Origin of the sequence: Pseudoalteromonas sp. 0802 (assembly GCF_013350085.1) — a bacterium.
Classification (GTDB): Bacteria; Pseudomonadota; Gammaproteobacteria; order Enterobacterales; family Alteromonadaceae; genus Pseudoalteromonas.
In genome coordinates, this window is the sequence record NZ_JABVXE010000009.1 from 62436 (window position 1) to 82490 (window position 20055).

Here is a 20055-nt window from a genome sequence, read left to right on the forward strand (position 1 = left end):
TCCTTTGATTATTCAAATTAAAATGAAAGTAAGATTTTTTGTTTAGAAAAAATCAATTCACTAATATTTTATGATTGAATAAGTTCAGGAATTCACGAAAAACCATGTAGCGTTTTGTACACTTAAATTTAACATTTCGATTACAATTTTATTGTTGCTATTTTTCTCTGAAAAGATAGATTAAAGATTCAAATTAAAAGCAGATATTATTGATTTTTAATGATTTAAAATACCCCCAATTTATCATCGAAAATTAGCTTACCCGCACAAAAGTGAACAAAAGGTTAACAATAACAGTTGGTGTTTTTACACTTTTAAGATGCATTATGGGAATGGTAAATTAATAGCAATTAGCTTAGCTAAGTGAGCACGTTCTAAGCGAGTAGAGATTAGGTATGTCAGCAGAGAAACCCGCTGACATTAAGTGAAAAATAGTAAACTAAAACAGCTGCACTTCTTCAGTTTCAAGCGCAAAGGTTTTGCCGTTTGCAAAACTAATATCGATATAAAAAATATGGCTACTTTCAACTTCAGGTGCTTGGTTAGGCTTTAGCTCAATAAATATAGGTGCAGTGGTTGGTAATACAGCTCTCAAATCTTCTACACTGGCATAGTTGCCATCACTGTAGTAATCAAAATCATTAACAAACATCTCTGTGATATCAAACACGCTATTTAAACTCGTACCCGCGGTGAATTCATTGTTGTAATCAGCGCTTGAGTAAATATTAATAGCTGTAATGGTGTTCGCGCTCCCTAGTACCACAGCTGGGATAGCACACTCGGCATACTCTTTATTAGGGTCGGGCTCATTTCCTTCACTATAAACGCCTTCGCCAATACCACCTAGTTTAATGGTATAGGCATCATAGGCGAGTGCTGTATTAGCTTCGCTTTGCTCTGGGGTGACAACATAATTATTAATATCGATTGCAATGGGGTAAGGAGAGCACTCAAGCTCATCGTTTGAGTCTGAATTACAGCCAGCTAAACAGCTTGCAAGTAAACTAGCCAGTAAAAGATTTTTCATTATTGTCCTTATTAGTTTTATCATTTCCTGAGTTAATAATTGCCTATAAAACAGCCCACAACAAGTACTTAACTGCTAAAATTCGCTCACACTTTATACCCGTGTTGCTATACATGGTTAGGGTTCATGAAAATGCCATCAAATGACTATTTAATTAAATTAGGAATTTTCACGTAAAGCGCGTATAATTCGCGCCCGTTAATATTTAACCTTTTAAATTTAAAATTATTGGAGCATAAAGATGGCTTTAGAGCGTACTTTTTCAATCGTAAAACCTGATGCAGTTGCTAAAAACCACATCGGTGCTATCTACAACCGTTTCGAAACTGCTGGTCTTAAAATCGTTGCAGCTAAAATGGTTCACCTTTCAAAAGAAAAAGCTGAAGGTTTCTACGCTGAGCACAGCGAGCGTCCTTTCTTCGGTGCTTTAGTTGAGTTCATGACATCTGGTCCAGTAATGGTTACTGTTCTTGAAGGTGAGAACGCAGTACTTAAAAACCGTGAAATCATGGGTGCTACTAACCCTGCTGAAGCACTAGCTGGTACTTTACGTGCTGACTACGCAGACAGCATCGACGAAAATGCTGTTCACGGTTCTGACGCTGTTGAATCAGCTGCACGTGAAATCGCATACTTCTTCGCTGACGAAGAAATCTGCCCACGTACTCGTTAATTTCGAGTTCACAGCTAAGTCTGTGATGCAGAAGAAAAAGGGCTTTCGGGCCCTTTTTTAGTCATTAGCTAAGCCTATTGTAAATCTGTTTAGCTAATGACTAAGTCGATTAAATAATGTACAATCGCGCACCCAAACTACTTACCACCGTCACTGATTGAGGTTGTTTCATGGCCACTGAAAAAAAGATTAATTTATTAGATTTAAACCGAGATGCAATGCGTGAGCTTTTTGTATCATTCGGTGAAAAGCCATTCCGTGGCGATCAGGTGATGAAATGGATTTATCATTTTGGTGTAGACAATTTTGACGACATGACAAACGTCAACAAAAAGCTAAAAGAAAAACTAAAAGCTGAATGTGAAATTGTTGCTCCTGAAATCTCAGTTAGACAACAGGCAAGTGATGGCACCATCAAATACGCCCTGATGCTACAAGGTGGCCAAGAAGTAGAAGCTGTTTGGATCCCAGAAAAAGACCGTGCAACTTTATGTGTTTCATCACAAGTAGGTTGTGCCCTTGAATGTACTTTCTGCTCAACAGCACAACAAGGCTTTAACCGTAACTTATCAGTATCTGAGATCATCGGTCAGGTATGGCGTGTTGCAAAAGACATTGGTTTAGATGGCGATAGCACTAAGCGACCAGTTACTAACGTGGTAATGATGGGTATGGGTGAGCCATTACTAAACCTTAAAAATGTAGTACCAGCAATGGAACTTATGATGGACGACTGGGGTTTTGGTTTATCAAAGCGTCGCGTTACTTTAAGTACATCAGGTGTGGTACCTGCTCTTGATTTATTAAAAGAGAAAATTGACGTAGCGCTGGCTATTTCACTTCACGCACCAAACAATGAGCTGCGTGATGTACTGGTACCAATTAATAAAAAGTACCCTATCGAAGAGTTTTTAGCGGCGTGTCGTCGTTATATTGATGGCTCTAAAGCAAACAAAGATGTGACTATCGAATACGTTATGCTACAAGGTGTAAACGACAGCACAGATCAAGCACACGAATTGGTTAAAACTCTTAAAGGTACACCTTCAAAAGTGAACCTAATTCCGTTTAACCCATTCCCAGGTAATGAGTATGGCCGTTCGAGCAACAGCCGCATCGACCGCTTCTCTAAAGTATTACAAGCAGCGGGAATTACCTGTATTGTTCGCCGTACCCGTGGTGATGATATTGACGCAGCTTGTGGGCAATTAGTGGGTGATGTTGTAGACCGAACTAAACGTTTAGCGAAAAAGAAAATGCGCGAAGATAACGCTATTGCGGTAAATGTTCACCAAGCATAAGCGTAACTTTTAAAGATAAGCCTTTGTGACAAACTCGTTATTTTTAAAATAATAGATGCAACACAAAGGCTTTTCGGTAAGATAGGCATACGGAATCAAAGAAGAGATTAGGTAATGCGTTCTATACTTGCCATTACTGTTAGTGCAATAGCATTAACAGGGTGTGTTACAGAAAACAGCTACAATGGTAGCGACAGACCCGTTGTTGAAAAAAAGATTAATAATACCGGTGCTGCTCGTACTCGTATCGCACTTGCGTTACAGTACTTAAAGACAGGCAACAACTCGCAAGCAAAATATAACCTAGAACGTGCCGCAGACTTTGCCCCTGACCTTCCTGAAGTACACTATTCTTTAGCTTATTACTATCAACAGGTTGATGAACCTGAGCTAGCAGATAAAGCCTATCAACGCGCACTAAAAATCGCCCCTAATGATCCGAACACCTTAAATAACTACGGTGTATTTTTGTGTGGCATTGGCGAATACGACCGCGCTGCGGAAGAGCTTCTTAAGGCGATTTCAATTCCTAGCTATATCCGTGTAGCTGAAAGTTACGAAAACTTAGCCTTGTGCGCGATTGAATTTGATGATTTTGAAAACGCAGAAAAATACCTTAAGTCAGCACTAAATCACAGCTCACAGCGTCCTTCTTCAATGATAAGCCTTGCTGGTTTGTATTACGCAAAAAGCGATCTTCATAAAGCTGAAGATATCATTGAAAAATACGAGTCTTTAGGCCGAGTAACACCTCGAGCACTCATGCTCAGCTACTTAATTCAGCAACGCATGGGCCATATTGAAAAAGCTGAAACAACGGCAGGTATTATTCTACAAACCTATCCAGGTTCAGTAGAAGCAAAAACCATTTCATCTGGACAAACTAAACGCTCAGAATTTGAAGTTCTACGAGAAAAATACCGTCAAGCGCAGCTTGAAGAACTGAAAATCTCAAGCGATAACAGCACGGTTAGCAAAGATCAGCCAAAAATTCGCATCGTGAAAAGAAAAGCACCTGCAAAACAAGCTGTTGTTGCACAGACGTCAGTGGCTGCTACTGGGCAAAGCCTTGTAAAGACCACAAATGTTCCAACAACTAATGAACAAGCTTCTCCAGTTGAGCAGCCAACTGTAAACAAAACTCAACCCGAGCCACAAACTGTAGCGCAAAGTAATAAACAGGTGCCTACTGAGGTAAACTCAGACAGCGGAGAAAAGCCCGTAACAGAGACACTCGCCTCTTCACAAACGAGCGATACAACGCCAGAGACGCTCACAAAGCAAACTGACGAAGGTTTCCAAACAGTTTCCTCTCGTAAAGTTGAACAAACTCCAGTTATTGCAAAGCAGCAAACAGACGCGCAAAGCAATGATGAAGTGACCATAGTGTCATTTGGTGCACCGCAAACGCCAAGCGTTCAACAACAAACGCCAGCAAACTCGCAAAATACCAAAAATGATGCCAGCACTGTGGTGTTTTACGAAGCAGAAAAAGACGAAAACGTATTTAGTGGCAGTCAAACAACGGCGTCAACCGCAAATAGCACTGACTTTAGCGTGACAAACGAGCCGCTTAACTTACCCATGCTGAACGCAAATGTACCGGCGCTGAATATCCCGTATCATATTATTGAAAATGGTGAAAACCTCTTTAGCATTTCGGTGCGATACAATGTTAAACTACAGAAGATTTTGCTGTGGAATGGCTTAAAAGAATCGGATCGTGTACAAAACGGTACTCGCATTTATTTGAACGATCCGAACATTTATCACGACATCAATGATGGCGACACACTCTTTAGCATAGCCACACAGCATAGCGTATTGATCGATCAGTTAATGCGCTGGAACAAATTGAGCCCAGATGTCGCCCTAGAACCTGGGCATAGACTCTTATTGGTAGATCCAGACTCATACGCATTATGAATGAAGAAAACAATTTAGAACAACCACAAGAAACGCTCGGCCAAGCGCTAAAAAAGCGCCGCGAAGACGCAGGAATGAGCCTTGAGCAACTTGCTGGTGCATTAAAGTTATCAGTTTTACAGTTACAACGACTAGAAAACGACGAGCACGAACTACTAGGCCCTGCGACCTTCGTAAAAGGTTATATCAGAAGCTATTGCCGTGAGCTTAAAATCGATAGCCAAGCCATGCTTGAATTACTGCCTGAGCACGTTGAGCCTGAGAAAAAGTCAAAAATGCAGAGCTTTTCTCGCCGCACAGAAAAAGAAGCACATGACAGCCGTTTAATGCTGTTTAGCTACTTTATCTTAGCGGTGATCATTGGCTCGTCTGTGTTTTGGTGGTGGCAAAATAGCAACCAGAATATCGAAGAGCCGGTCACGACTGCGATGCCAAATCAACTTGAAAGCAGTGATATTTCACCTGACTTAGCTGTAGAAGCACCAGCTGAAGAAACCATTCAACCACTCGCTGAAGGCGAGCAAGAAATCGCTCAGCCTGAAGCTGATGCGCCAACGACCAGCAACGAAGCACAAAATCAAGCTGCATCACAAAACCAATCTGCTGCTCAGCCACAAACTGAAAAGGCAGATCCTGAGCACAGCGAAGTGGTGATGCACTTCAATGAAGATAGCTGGGTAGAAATTCACGATGGCAACGGCGATCGCATCGCTTTTGGTGTTAAAAAAGCAGGTTACATTATGACAGTAACCGGCCCACAGCCGTTTAATGTAGTATTAGGCAAACACCAAGTAGTCGATATTACTTTTCAAGGTCAAGCCGTCGATACCTCACATTTTGCCAAAAATCGCTTAGCTAAATTTACTTTACCGTTATCAGAGTAACCGCAATGTTTTCAGAATCTCCTATTAAACGCAGAAAATCGACCCGTATTAACGTAGGTAACGTACCAATTGGTGATGGTGCGCCAATTGCCGTTCAGTCGATGACTAACACCAACACCCTAGATATCGATGCAACGGTTGCACAAATTCAAGCTATTCAAGATGCCGGCGCCGATATTGTGCGTGTGTCTGTACCAACTATGGAAGCAGCTGAAGCATTTAAAAGCATTAAAGAACAAGTCACTATCCCGCTGGTAACAGATATTCACTTTGATTACCGTATTGCATTAAAAGTGGCTCAGTATGGTGCGGATTGTTTACGTATTAACCCTGGTAACATAGGTAGCGAAGAGCGTATTCGTGCCGTTGTAGACTCAGCACGTGAGCATAACATTCCGATTCGTATTGGTGTTAATGGCGGTTCATTAGAGCGCGACTTACAAGAAAAATACGGTGAACCAACACCAGAAGCACTTCTTGAATCAGCTATGCGCCACGTTGAGATCTTACAACGTTTAGACTTTGATCAATTTAAAGTATCTGTTAAGGCGTCAGATGTATTTTTAGCGGTTGGTGCGTATCGTTTACTTGCCAAAGAAATCGACCAGCCTCTGCATTTAGGTATTACCGAAGCAGGCGGCATGCGCTCAGGTTCTGTTAAATCGGCTGTTGGTTTAGGTATGCTACTTGCCGAAGGCATTGGTGACACATTACGCGTATCACTTGCTGCCGATCCGGTACAAGAGATCAAAGTGGGGTTTGATATTTTAAAATCATTACGCATTCGCTCACGCGGCATTAACTTTATTGCCTGCCCTAGCTGCTCACGCCAAGAGTTTGATGTGGTAAGCACCATGAACCAGCTTGAAGAGCGCCTTGAAGACGTGGTTGAGCCTATGTCAGTATCGGTGATTGGTTGTGTAGTTAATGGTCCTGGCGAAGCACTTGTAAGTGATATCGGCCTTGCTGGTGCCAACCGTCGCTCTGGCTTATACATCAATGGTGAGCGCCAAAAAGCGCGTATCGATAACGATAATATTGTCGACCAACTTGAAGGCTATGTGCGTGACTTTATCGCTAAGAAAGAGAAAGAAACGCCAATCGACATCAAAATCGTTGAATAATTCGCATATACTCGGCAAACCCTTGGGTTTGCCGTTTACCTTTACCGCTTAGACGGTATAATGACGGGTCAATTTTTTAGTTTTTCTTGAGGCGCGATTTTTTCAGCGCAAGTACAGTATTTAGGATTTATCAGTGGCAAAACAAATTCAGGCAGTTCGTGGTATGAACGATTGTCTGCCAGGCGATACGCAAATTTGGCAGAAAGTAGAAGACATTTTACGTGAAACAGTTTCATCGTTTGGTTATCAAGAAATTCGTTTTCCAATTGTTGAATCAACCGACCTATTCAAGCGCTCTATCGGTGAAGTAACCGATATCGTCGAAAAAGAAATGTACACCTTTGCAGACCGTAATGGCGATAACTTAACACTTCGCCCTGAAGGTACGGCAGTATGTGTGCGTGCAGGTAATCAAAACGGTTTACTGTATAACCAAGAACAACGTTTATGGTACATGGGCCCTATGTTCCGTCACGAGCGTCCACAAAAAGGCCGTTACCGTCAATTCCACCAATTTGGTTTAGAAACATTCGGCATTGCCACTGCTGATATTGATGCAGAAGTTATTTTGCTGACAGCCCAATTATGGAAAGAGTTTGGTATCAGTGAGCACGTTCGTCTGGAGCTTAATTCATTAGGTTCAAATGAAGCGCGTGCAGACTACCGCGATGCACTTGTTGCTTACTTAGAGCAACACGTCGATGTACTTGATGAAGACTCTAAGCGTCGTATGCACACTAATCCTTTACGTGTGTTAGATAGCAAAAACCCTGATGTACAAGCTATTTTAACTGATGCGCCTAAACTATCTGAGCACTTAGACGCTGAATCAAAAGAACATTTTAAAAATTTATGTGAACGTTTAGACGCTGCAGGCGTCGAATACACGGTAAATGAAAAGCTTGTACGTGGCCTTGACTATTATAACCGCACTGTTTTTGAGTGGGTAACCGATAGCCTAGGCGCACAAGGAACCGTTTGTGCCGGTGGTCGTTACGATGGTCTAGTTGAACAACTAGGCGGTAAAGCAACACCAGCGGTAGGTTTTGCAATGGGTCTTGAGCGTTTAGTGTTATTACTTCAAGCGCTAGAAAGTGTAGGTGACATCCGCCGTAGTGCTGATGTATATTTGGCAGCCATGGGCGATAAAGCCAGCATTCAAGCGCCAATCATTGCCGCTCAATTACGTAAAGATGTTGCAGGTCTACGTGTTATGGTGCACGCAGGCGGTGGCAACTTTAAAAAGCAATTAAAACGCGCAGATAAAAGCGATGCTCTTGTAGCGGTTATTATCGGCGAAGATGAATTAGAACAAGGCGTTGTGACTATTAAGTACTTACGTGAGCGTAAAGAACAAGTCACCTTAAAACTAGAAGAAGCGAAAACGCTACTAGCTGAGCTTATTTAAGCCCAGCTAGCAACAGAGGTAAGCATGGAAATTTATTCAACAGAAGAACAACAAGAAGAAGCGATCAAACGCTTTTTCCGTGAAAATGGTTTAGCACTTGCAATTGGTATTGTTGCAGGTTTAGGTGGTTTATATGGTTGGAAAGCTTATAACCAAAACCAAATCACCACAGCTGAGAAAGCATCTGACTCTTTCACACAACTTGTTGAAAGCGGTGCCGTGCTAGAAAAAGCGGATACGTTTATTAAAGACAATGGCGAGTCAAGCTACAGCACGCTAACAGCATTTGTTGCGGCGAAAGAAGCCGTTGACAAGAATGACCTTGATGCAGCAAGCGAAAAGTTGAACTGGATCATCACCAACGAGCAAAACCCTGAGCTTAAAGCAACGGCAACAACGCGCCTTGCTCGTGTTCACCTTGCACAAAAGCAATATGAGCAAGCGCTAACAACGCTAAACGCCCAGCTTCCAGCATCATTTGCTGCTGCAGTCGCTGAATTAAAAGGCGATGTTTATGCTGCACAAGGCGACAAAGATCAAGCTCGCAGCCAATACCAAGCTGCTGCTGAAAATGGCGGCCTTGAAAACAATCCGTTATTACAAATTAAACTTGATGACTTAGCACAAACTAGCCCAGCGGCGTAAGGGGTTAAGATGAAGAAGTTAACAGCGGCAACACTTGCTCTGTGTATCGCAACCCTGACTGGGTGTTCGTCCAGTGATGACGAAGAAGAACTGGTACTGCCTGAAATTGTTAATCAATTTGAGACAGAAGTGGTTTGGCAAGAATCAATCGGTGATGGTGTTCAGCACTATTTCTCGCGCTTAACGCCGGCTATTCATAACGATGTTGTGTATGTAGCAAACCGCGAAGGTGAAGTTGAAGCCCTATCGCTTGAAAATGGCGATACGCTATGGCAAACCGATGTGCGTGAAAACCCAGCCTTCTGGCCTTGGGAAACCACAGAAAGTGCCAAGCTATCGGGCGGTATTTTACAAGCTTACGGCAAAATTTTCGTTGGTTCTGAGCATGGTTACTTAACTGCTCTTGACCGTGAAACAGGTGAAATCGTTTGGCGCAAAACTATGCCAGGCGAAGTACTTGCTAAACCAGCTGCAGGCGACGGCCTAATTTTTGTAAACCTAGGCTCAGGTAAATTATTAGCTGTACACCCAGATACAGGCGAAGAGCGTTGGAGCTTTGAACAAGAAGTGCCACCACTTACATTACGAGGTCAAAGTTCACCAACTGTAGCCAACGGTGGTGTATTACTAGGTCTTGAAACAGGTAAATTAAGCGTATTAATTTCTGAAAATGGTTACTCTGCGTGGAGTGCTGAAATTGCTTCTCCAAAAGGTGCGTCTGAGTTTGAACGTTTGGTTGATGTAGATACACAAGCATTAATTAGCGGTCCATATGCTTATGCAATCGCCTATAATGGTAACTTAGCAGCCGTTGATATTCGTTCTGGTAATGTTGTTTGGAAACGTGAGTACAGCAGCTACCGTGATTTATCAATGGATAGCCAGTCTATCTATGTTGTTGATAGCGATGGTGTTGTTTACGGTCTAGATAAAACATCAGGTATTGAGCGTTGGAGCCAACCGGCACTGCGCGGCTGGTACTTAACAGGCCCTACCGTGGCTGGTAAATATTTAGCACTAGGTGACCAAGAAGGTAACCTACACTGGTTAGACAAAGAAACGGGTGAGCTTGTATCGCGCGAAGACTTTGACAGCTCAGGTTTCTTTATTGAGCCAGTTGTTGCCGGTGACAAGTTAATTTTATACACCCGAGATGGTGAAGTTAGCGCGGTTAAAATTCCAAACTAACTTACTAATAGTAAACGTTATTTTTCTAAGGCTTCGCTTGGCGAAGCCTTTTGTTGTTTTTTTAAGAGGTAGTTTATGCTTCCCGTGATCGCTCTTGTTGGGCGACCCAATGTGGGCAAATCCACATTATTTAACCGTTTAACACGTACTCGTGACGCCCTCGTAGCCGACTTTCCAGGCTTAACACGAGATAGAAAATATGGCCAAGCTGATTACGATGGCTATGAATTTATCGTGGTAGACACGGGTGGTATTGACGGTTCTGAGCAAGGTATCGAAACTGAAATGGCTGAGCAATCTCTACTAGCGATTGAAGAAGCCGATATCGTGCTATTTTTAGTTGATGCCCGCGCAGGTATGACCGCCGCAGACCAAGCGATTGCTAACCACCTTCGTAAACAACAAAAGAAATGTTTTGTTGTGGCAAACAAAGTGGATGGCATTGATGCAGATTCATACTGTGCAGAGTTCTACCAGTTAAGCTTAGGCGACGTACATCACATTGCAGCGGCTCACGGCCGTGGTATCACGCAATTACTTGAAACAACTCTACAGCCTGTTATTGCAGAACTTGCAGGCGAAGCTGAAGAGCTTGAAGAAAGTGATGACGAATTGGTTGATCTTTACAGCGAAGATGAAGAAGGCGAAGACAACCAGCAAGCCTTTGCTGACAAACCAGTAAAGCTTGCTATTATCGGTCGCCCTAACGTTGGTAAGTCAACACTTACAAACCGTATCTTAGGTGAAGAACGTGTAATCGTTTACGATATGCCGGGTACAACTCGTGACTCTATCTATATTCCGATGACACGTAACGACAAAGAGTACATTCTTATTGATACCGCAGGTGTTCGTAAGCGTAAGAAAGTAAGCGATGTTGTAGAAAAATTCTCTGTGATCAAAACCCTTAAAGCAATTGAAGACGCTAACGTTGTATTGCTTGTGGTTGATGCGCGCGAAGGTATTTCTGATCAGGACTTAAGTTTACTTGGTTTTGCCTTAAACGCAGGTCGTTCATTGGTTGTTGCTGTTAACAAATGGGACGGCCTTGATGATTACGTTAAAGAACGTATTAAGTCAGAGCTTGACCGTCGTTTAGGTTTCATTGATTTCGCACGTTTACACTTTATCTCTGCTTTACATGGCACAGGTGTGGGTCACTTATTTGAGTCAGTAGACGAAGCATACGAGTCAGCGACTAAGCGTATTAGCACAGCGATGCTGCGTCGTATTATGGATATGGCGCAAGCCGATCACCAACCGCCACTTGTTCGCGGTCGTCGTGTAAAACTTAAGTATGCTCACGCAGGTGGCTATAACCCACCACGTATCGTGATCCACGGTAACCAAGTTCATGACTTACCTGATAGCTACAAACGCTACCTAATGAACTACTACCGTAAAGCATTAGGTATTATGGGTACGCCAATCAAAATTGAATTTAGAGAAGGCGATAATCCATACGCGGGTCGCACTAATAAAGTGACTTTATCGCAAAAACGTAAAATTCGTGCATTTGCGAAAGAAAACCGCAACAAGTCTTAGTTGCCAAGAATGACGTTAAAACCTTGTAGGTTGTATCTACAAGGTTTTTACCAATAACCTAAGCTCTGATCAACATACAGATCTCCAATTATTTCTCCCATATCTTTTTTCATTTGACGTACTTGGTTCTTATGAAGCTTCCTTGATTCACCGATACGAGAGCTTGCTACGGCAACAAGAGAATATAGTGCCCTACTTTTTCCTTCAATAGCCTTTCTCCGACTAACAACATCTACTTCTTGTATATATTGTTCTTTTAAATCAACGAAGTGGAGATACACTAAAGATATATCTTGTTCTTCAGGATATGTTTCATCAGCACACCAGCAGCTCAGTTGAATTTCAACCTTATGAGTAATAACGTCTAAGAATCTAGGCTTATATATTTCTTTTTTTTCTATTGGGTGAATGATCTGGAGAGATCCTCCATTAACTAAAATACTTAAGTAACTTATCGTGTTTATTGTTAAAGTATTATCCGTTGTCATTGACTCAATAACTATTTTTTTATTATCGGTAACTTGAATTAAGTAGCCATTTTCTGTGTTTTTTGAAAATAAAACAATTTTTATTGGGTAATAAATAATTACTCCTAAAAAGCTTAACAAAAAAATAAAAAAAAGATATATCTTTCTATTTAAAAACAAAATACGGCCCCTCAAATCAGCTTTTAAATATTTATAAAAAGCCATAATTAATCATTACTTTTATTCATCAACTATAGATAAAATCAAAGGGAAAACTTCTTCAATGATAATATTATTAGATGTATCTCTAAATAAAAACTTTAATTCAGTTGGATACTGAGATTTAGGAGTATCTACATCAGCAATAAGTTTGTACTCAACAAGTGCTGCACCTCCTAAACAATTCATGCTAATTAATTTAAAAGTAACTCCTTCAGGTAATGCTGACAAATGATAAGTATAATTATATATGCTAGCAAGCTGCTGCTCAGATAAAGGTATATCTTCGATTTGGACAGGGCTTTCATTTTCCTGAGCAATCTCTATAAGTTTTCCTTGTACAGTTTTTTTGATAGTTACATTTAAGGATTTACTATCAGACTCAAGATTATTTGTTGCTTCTATATTTAATTCATGTGTACCCTCAGGTAATTGCAATACATGAGAAAACTCACCGGCCTCATTAAGGTTTACTGACTGTTCATTAATTACTATTTCAGCATTCGGATCTGTAACGTACCCTTTGACATTAATTGCATTTTGATAAAAAACACTCCTATTTGAGGGGTACAATAATTCTACAGATAATGGTTGAGATAGCACTTCAAATGAAACAGTTTTAGTCACTGATTGATAGTTATTATATGCATTAAAAACTACCTCATGATTCCCTTCGCTGTAAGATAAAATCGTGGAGAATGATCCATCATTGCTAACTATAACTGGCTTCATATCTATCGTGAGGCTCGCTAGAGAATCGCTTACACTTCCTGAGAAAACTATATCTGAACTCGAATAACTAACACTATCTTTGGGTTCAGTAATAGTTAAGTCTAGCTCCCCTGTCCAAACATTAACAGTATACAACTCGTTTATTTCCTGCTCAGAGTTTGATAATTCTAACCTAATTAAGTTTACACCCTCATCTAAATTTAACTCAAATGAAAAGCTGCCCAATTCAGTAATGGGAACCTGACTTCCATTTATTAACAACGTTGCCGAAGGATCATTTACACTGCCAGTAATGGTGTAATTATAAGTACTTATAGTAAGTTCTTGACTTAAATTATCTAAGTTTAACAATAGACGTTCAATATCAAAATAAATATAAAAATCTAAAATATCAGTATAAATAACCTCTCCTAAAACATTTAAAAAGTCAATAATTAAAGTTGGCTTATATAAACCTGGAGAAACATAATCATCAATGAAAAATTGATATTCAAATATTACTGTATCTTCAGGTTGTCCTTCTAAACTTTTATAATTAGCATTAAAATGGATTCCGCTATTTTCGTTATTTTCAAGCCTTACTCTATAATTAGAGAATGCTGAAACAACTTGACTCGAAGCCTTAATTTTCCACTCATTTACTACACCACTATTAGGCTCTAACTCAATGTGGCTTTCTGAAGGGATAATACGTTTAATCACTTTAGTTGCTTTTGTTTCTCCAAACGCATTTTTTGCGATAATTTCAAATATATTTTCTCCCTCATTTAAAGTTGCAAAATAGCTAAAGGAGCCACTCAGGCTATTAATTTCAATAACTTCACCATTAACAGTCAAAACAGCTTGCTTACCATTAACTATCCCCCCTATTAACTCTTCACCTCTACTGGTCGTGTAATAATCATCTAATGGGGAAGAAAATATAATCTCTGGACTACCATACTCCACTTTAAAATTGACCAACTTTTCAGTAGTACCTGCACTATTTTCTGCAATGATAATTACTTCATGTTGACCCTCAGAAAAAACAGCACTGTAAGAAAAAAAGCCGCCACTTGATATTTCAACTAGATGACCATTTATAAATAGTTCATCTATAGGTATTGATAGATCTACTTCACCCTTAATATAAACCTCATCATTTTCATTAGTTATTTTTACGACTGAATTGTTACTTGGGGTAGAAACATCATAAATAGGAGGAGGAGTAGGTTTTCTTAATACAGTAAGTGACTCCTCTGCCATATTATCATTTATAGATGAATGAGCTTTAATAGTAATCGTGTTTTCACCTATAAGTAATGGCATATCATACTCATGATACAATCTGTTTCTAAACCACAAATTATCGTCATACTGTTTTTCAGCTAAAGTTCCATTTACATAAACATTAGAAAGGTTATCATTTTCAACTTTAACTCTTACTTTAATATTTGGGTAGAATGTCTCTTCAAGATCTACAGGGGTTACTATATCAATTTCAGGTATTAGATCAGGTCCAGTAACAACATCTACAAATTGAAAAATACTCATATCATATGAGTCGGGATCAAGGCCTTCATTATTATAATGAGCGAAATTATAATGCTTCCATAATGAATCAAACCCTTGTACTGCACCTCCTTCATTAGTTTTGAAACCATATGAAACCTCTCCAACGTAAAGTCCACCATAATTTTCTTGATTCGGGCCAACCTGGTACCAGCTAATCAAATTTAATTTATCATATGTCGATGATCGTTTCTCACTCTCCCAGGTATACCCCGGCCCTAAGTATGTCACAAATATATCACTGTTTTTTTGTGTAACGATTTGACCTGATTGCAAGGTATAAACTAACTGTTCATATTCTAAGTTTAATTGGGAAGTTAGTAATTCGCCTTCATGATTACTAACATCAATAACATAAGGGCTATCAGACAAACTCACGCTTCCTGCAAATAATAGTTTCTCTTCAATTCCATTATCTAAAGTAGTAGGTATAACATCAAGGCTATGATTATTAATAGCGGCTGATGTAGGAGTAAAATTTACAGCTGATGCTAAAATCGTTGTTTTATCTGAATGAACTTTTTCATTATCTTCATGATTCCATATATATATTTTGGGTTCTAAATTTATCTCAACATATTCGCCTTTAATATCTACCTTCTGATAATAGATTAGTTCACTTGAGTTATCATAAACTCGTATCCCACTAATTTCTTCAAATTCATCGCCAACTTCAACACCTTTTTGATATATTTCATATGGGAATTCAACTAACAATTTTCGGCGAGATAACTCATCTAGTCCTAAATCAGCAACAATGTTGCTTTTACCCAATCGACCATACGCACCATACCCTCTTGGCTTATTATATGGAGCTGGGGCGCGAAAAAGGCCACTTTTAGAGTCAAGAGCGTAGCCTAAATCAAAAGTGATTCTTTCAGCTCTAGCATACAAATCATCTTCAATTGTCATCCAGACTTTAACCGATTCTAGAGTGTGAACCTTTAATTTAAACTCTTCATGCTCATAGCTAACCACACTCACTAATTTTTGAATAGTTCCGTCTTCATATTCAATGTCAACTATAATAAAGTTTCTACCTGGAATTAAAGGAGCTTTATAATCAATATTTAAACTAATTTCATTTACGTTATCAGATTCTCTCCAAAATCCATTATTAACCCTAGCTCTCTTTATATTACCATCTGAAAACACATTTATAACCGGGGTAGAGGAGTGGAGATATTCTCTATCTGAAACATTTAAAACGCGCGCCTCATATTTATTCCTAATCACTTTCAACGGGTACTGGCTTAATTTACCATTCAATTCTGTAGTAATATAAATCCAATTAATATCACTTGATAAAGGGACAAACGCTGAAAAATTTTCACCTTTAACTAAAGCGTCAACACCGTTAATTTTTACACTAGTATTGGCTTGAGAAGTTGTCCCTACAATTTCAACTTGCGCACCAGAAACATGTTGATTATGTGAATGAGATGTGACTAACAATCTAGGATAAGCTTCAGGATAATAATCTAAGCGATATTCCTCTTCTGTAAGCACGCCCTCTTTATTAATTTCAAATAATAAATAGTTTCTTCCCGCTTTTAAGTTAATGGGTATATCGAAGTACCCATTCTCTAGACTAATTGGTTGGTCGCTATATTTTAATGAATCAGCTTCTAATACTCGCCCTTGAAATCTAACACTACTTTCATTAACTGTTTCTCCATCATAGTGTGAAGTTACAAACATAGCTCCCCCACCACTTTCATCTATCAAAGTAATAACAACCCAAATATCCTCGATATAAGGAAGAGAGCCAAAAACATCAGTTGATTTTACTGGAACGTAAAAATGATGTGCGCCATACTGTTGATTCGTAGCTACAGCACTAAACTCAAGAATAATGCCTGGACTTCTGCTTTGATCCGCACTGATAAAGTTAGCTTCAAACCCAATTTCATTTATACTTGGGTAAGAAGAAGAAGAGCCATCTAATTCTGCTGATTTGAGCTCAGCATCATAAAAGTATTCAACATATTCAGGAATAACAGGTAACTTCTCTTCATCACCAACTACAGATTGATATAACTCAACTTTTTTTGATGTACCGGCTGGTAAGGAAAGAACAATTGGAGAAGAGGAAACTTGGATACTTTTTTCAATTTTGGTTTCAAACTCACCGTAAGCAGTTACAGTAATAGTGTTTTCCCCTTCATTTAAAAGAACGGGATATATAATAAAATTACCATTTTCTAACACCCCTTCAACACCATTAGCAATAATACGTTCAGCTCTGCTATATGTTCCAGCAAGAGTTATAGATTTAGCTCTAAGAGGTTGGCCACTTTCATGACTTGTAATTTCAAACGATGGAGGTAAAACAAACCTAATCGTAAATTCAAAAAGTATTGGTAATCCATATTCGTCCCTGCCTTTTAATACAATAAGATTATCTCCTTCAGAAAGCTCAAAATTTATCACTTCAAAACGTCCGTCTATGAGCTCAACAGCTTTATTGTTAATTAATAAAACACCTTCTTGTGTATAAATAAAGCCCGAAAAATCAATACTCTGCGAATTTACAGTTTGAATATCATCTAAACTATTTATTGAAACTCCTTGTTGAGTGTTAGATGGTTTGTCTATTAGAAAAGAAGAATTTGCTTCTATTTCATAACTCTGACTTTTATTGATTTTAAAGTCTTCCCCCTGCAGCTCACCATTCAAATAAGCCACTGTTTTAAATAAGCCTGACTCTAAATCAACTCCAGATATAGACTTAATTTTAGTTGGACCATATTTTTCTAAAAGCGAAAAAGCCGTTTCTCCAACTTTTGTACAGGGTAATGCAGTTAAGTTAACACCAATTGAAAACTCTATTGATGCACAGTTTATTGCCTTAGCTTCAGGCAAAGCATATTCTGAAATTGAGTCAACAACTACACCACCATATACCTCTAACTCAAAGTCACTTCCTACCCATGTTTCTCCATCAAATACATATTCATCGGTTACATTACCAGCTAGGTTTACTCTCGCTAGCCGAGTAATAAACTCTTCACCACCTAATACTTCAACTAAACTTGAGGCCACTTTAGAATCCAGAGCCTCTATTGGATAATAAATGTAGTTCTTTCCTTTAATTAATTTAAGGTTAGGAGTTAAAAGATCCGTCCCTAACAATAATTCCTGACTATTACTTACCCCATCATTATCAAAATCCGCATTCCCATCACTAACATTATCGGACCATGAGAATGCATTCATTGGATCTGTATATAGCTCATTTAGCTCAATATCATTAGGAACCCCATCTCCATCTATGTCTTCATCACATAAGTCACCCTCTTCATCTCCATCAAGGTCACTTTGGTCTGGATTATGGAAATCAGGACAATTATCGACCGCATTTAAAATTCCGTCGCCATCGATATCCTGAGGTGAAAAGTCACACGCATCACCGACGCCATCACCATCAGTATCAATTTGATCAAAGTTACTTGTAAATTGGCAATTGTCATCCTTAACGAATGAACTACCGGCTACGAGCATATTTAATAGTTCAGTGTGATCTGAAGAGCTATAAGCACTAAAAGCGGAACCATCTATTGATGTTAAAAAAAGTTGACTTCCCATCTCAGGTGTGTGGGAAGGTAGCCGAATGTTAATGTCTTGGTTTAGTGTGGTAAGTTTTATCAAACTACTGGGTTGATTAATTAACACACAATCACAGTTCTCACCATCAACAATTGAAACTAATTGCCCTAGTTTGCTTTCATCTTCAGGAGAAAGTTCCTTTTTAGTAAATTTATGTAGGCTCATGTCGAACTCGCCTAGATAAATTTGCTGATTTTGATCTATGGTTTGCTTTGCAAAATAGATTTTCGCATTGAAGTTATTTGCAAATGGTAAATCAATAACTTCAACTGACTCAATACCATATAGAGTAAGAGCAATATTTGATGGCGCTCCAAGCTGTTTATAATCTAAAATACTGTCGTTATCGTCATCGTCATCACACTCATCTCCATAACCATCCGTATCATTATCTTTTTGAAGGGTATTTGCTATTGTCGGACAATTATCGATAACGTCACCAATTTGGTCACTGTCAGTATCGAGCTGATCTGGGTTAGCAACTAAAGGTGCATTATCTTCAAAGTCTGCTATACCATCACCATCATCATCATCATCGCATACATCTCCGAATTCATCGTTATCAGTATTTAGTTGACTAGCATTAGGTATTGCAGGGCAATTATCATTCCTATCAGAAATACCATCATTGTCCTTATCCGCATAAGGAGGGTGTGTGTTAATATCTTTCGGATCATAACCTCCCTCAACTTCATCGCCATCAGAGAAACCATCTCCATCTGTATCGATTGATAACGCATCAGTAAAAAAAACCATTAATTCTTGATAATCGCTTAATCCATCATTATCAGTATCAACATTAACAGCTGAAGTACCTGATATTTTAACCTCTTGATAATCACTTACACCATCTCCGTCGGTGTCGGCTAAACTAGCTTTTGTTCCTAATTCAAATTCTTCAATATTAGAAAGACCATCACCGTCAAGATCAAGAGACGCATCATTAGTATTAGGGTCCATTCCATTCTCTAACTCATACCAATTCGGTATACCATCACCATCAGTATCAATCACACTTGAAACTAATAATTCATACGGTATTCTTTGGAGGTGACCTAATTGCGAGTTGTCTGGCAAAGAATAGCTATTGTCTATTATTCCTGTTGATGTGTGCCCCTTTAATTCAACTGTTGATTGCCGCAATAACATGTGCTTTTCACCATCTGATACATTCGACAAACTGACAGCAGCCATGTTCTCAGGAAGAGAGTCCCCCACTATATGAGAAATAGGGTATTGAGTATCAGAGAATTTAAAGTAAATTAATTTTCCAGAAGAGCTTTGCTCACTCTGAGAGGTAATAAATGCAGCCAAAGTATCATTTAAAACTATATCTTCTTTGCTCATCGTTTTAACATGAAAAAGCGCACCAGACTTAGGTAGAAGCTCTTTGACACCGCTTTCAAGTGTTTGCTCAAGCCCAAAATAGTAATGAGTATTAGGTTCTAAATTATACACCCGAACCCTAAATAACCCCTGTTGTAACATTTTCTGCTCGAGGCCATTACTTTCTGCATATGTAAATTGAAATGAGCTAATACTTGCTTCTACTGGCTCATTACCCTTTGGGTCCAAAAAAACTCTTAAATTACCTGTAGAGTCTTTTGGCGCAGCCCACGCCACCACAAAAGAGCGAGTATTCACATCAGAAATCTTTACACTCGAATTAACGAATTCGCCAGCCTTCGTAATTAAACTCATAAAGCCGATTATAAATACCAGCATTAAATTCCATTTATTATTCATTGCGTTC

General features: G+C 39.2%; 12 protein-coding genes. 9 read left to right on the forward strand and 3 right to left on the reverse strand.

The annotated features are described in order from the left end of the window. Positions 1 to 439: 439 nt before the first annotated feature. Positions 440 to 1030, reverse strand: coding sequence for a DUF5034 domain-containing protein (locus tag HUS61_RS14315; RefSeq protein WP_175082885.1), 591 nt, complete (start codon positions 1028 to 1030; stop codon positions 440 to 442). Between the two features lie 241 nt (positions 1031 to 1271). On the opposite strand from HUS61_RS14315, the gene ndk reads away from it, so the two are divergent. The 9 genes from ndk (at position 1272) to der (ending at position 11724) form a co-directional block, all read left to right on the forward strand. Next, complete coding sequence (gene ndk, locus HUS61_RS14320; RefSeq protein WP_036972405.1) at positions 1272 to 1703, forward strand: nucleoside-diphosphate kinase; 432 nt, start codon at positions 1272 to 1274, stop codon at positions 1701 to 1703. 170 nt (positions 1704 to 1873) lie between these two features. Beyond that, a complete protein-coding gene (locus tag HUS61_RS14325) occupies positions 1874 to 3004 on the forward strand; it encodes a bifunctional tRNA (adenosine(37)-C2)-methyltransferase TrmG/ribosomal RNA large subunit methyltransferase RlmN (protein ID WP_175079522.1) in 1131 nt (376 codons plus the stop codon). Positions 3005 to 3118: 114 nt separating this feature from the next. Continuing rightward, entirely contained in the window at positions 3119 to 4930 is a 1812-nt protein-coding gene (gene pilW / locus HUS61_RS14330) for a type IV pilus biogenesis/stability protein PilW (protein ID WP_175082886.1), read from the forward strand. After that, entirely contained in the window at positions 4927 to 5814 is an 888-nt protein-coding gene (locus tag HUS61_RS14335; protein ID WP_175082887.1) for a RodZ domain-containing protein, read from the forward strand. Before pilW ends, HUS61_RS14335 begins: the two co-directional genes overlap by 4 nt. Positions 5815 to 5819: 5 nt before the next feature. Further along, entirely contained in the window at positions 5820 to 6938 is a 1119-nt protein-coding gene (ispG, locus tag HUS61_RS14340; protein WP_054553525.1) for a flavodoxin-dependent (E)-4-hydroxy-3-methylbut-2-enyl-diphosphate synthase, read from the forward strand. A 133-nt stretch (positions 6939 to 7071) separates the two neighbouring features. Continuing rightward, positions 7072 to 8346 carry a histidine--tRNA ligase gene (hisS, locus tag HUS61_RS14345; RefSeq protein WP_175082888.1) on the forward strand — a complete coding sequence of 425 codons (1275 nt, stop codon included), beginning with the start codon at positions 7072 to 7074 and terminating at the stop codon, positions 8344 to 8346. Positions 8347 to 8370: 24 nt separating this feature from the next. Then, the gene (locus HUS61_RS14350; protein ID WP_175082889.1) at positions 8371 to 8991 is read left to right on the forward strand and encodes a tetratricopeptide repeat protein; all 621 of its coding nucleotides are present in this window, start codon (positions 8371 to 8373) and stop codon (positions 8989 to 8991) included. A 9-nt stretch (positions 8992 to 9000) separates the two neighbouring features. Next, entirely contained in the window at positions 9001 to 10179 is a 1179-nt protein-coding gene (bamB, locus tag HUS61_RS14355) for an outer membrane protein assembly factor BamB (RefSeq protein ID WP_062565865.1), read from the forward strand. A gap of 75 nt (positions 10180 to 10254) precedes the next feature. Beyond that, positions 10255 to 11724, forward strand: coding sequence for a ribosome biogenesis GTPase Der (gene der / locus HUS61_RS14360; RefSeq protein WP_054553521.1), 1470 nt, complete (start codon positions 10255 to 10257; stop codon positions 11722 to 11724). Between the two features lie 47 nt (positions 11725 to 11771). Here the strand turns inward: der and HUS61_RS14365 are convergent, their stop codons facing one another. Together HUS61_RS14365 and HUS61_RS14370 are read right to left on the reverse strand one after the other, a co-directional pair. Then, positions 11772 to 12416 carry a hypothetical protein gene (locus tag HUS61_RS14365; protein ID WP_175082890.1) on the reverse strand — a complete coding sequence of 215 codons (645 nt, stop codon included), beginning with the start codon at positions 12414 to 12416 and terminating at the stop codon, positions 11772 to 11774. A 15-nt stretch (positions 12417 to 12431) separates the two neighbouring features. Continuing rightward, entirely contained in the window at positions 12432 to 20048 is a 7617-nt protein-coding gene (locus HUS61_RS14370) for a thrombospondin type 3 repeat-containing protein (protein WP_220094660.1), read from the reverse strand. Positions 20049 to 20055: the final 7 nt, after the last annotated feature.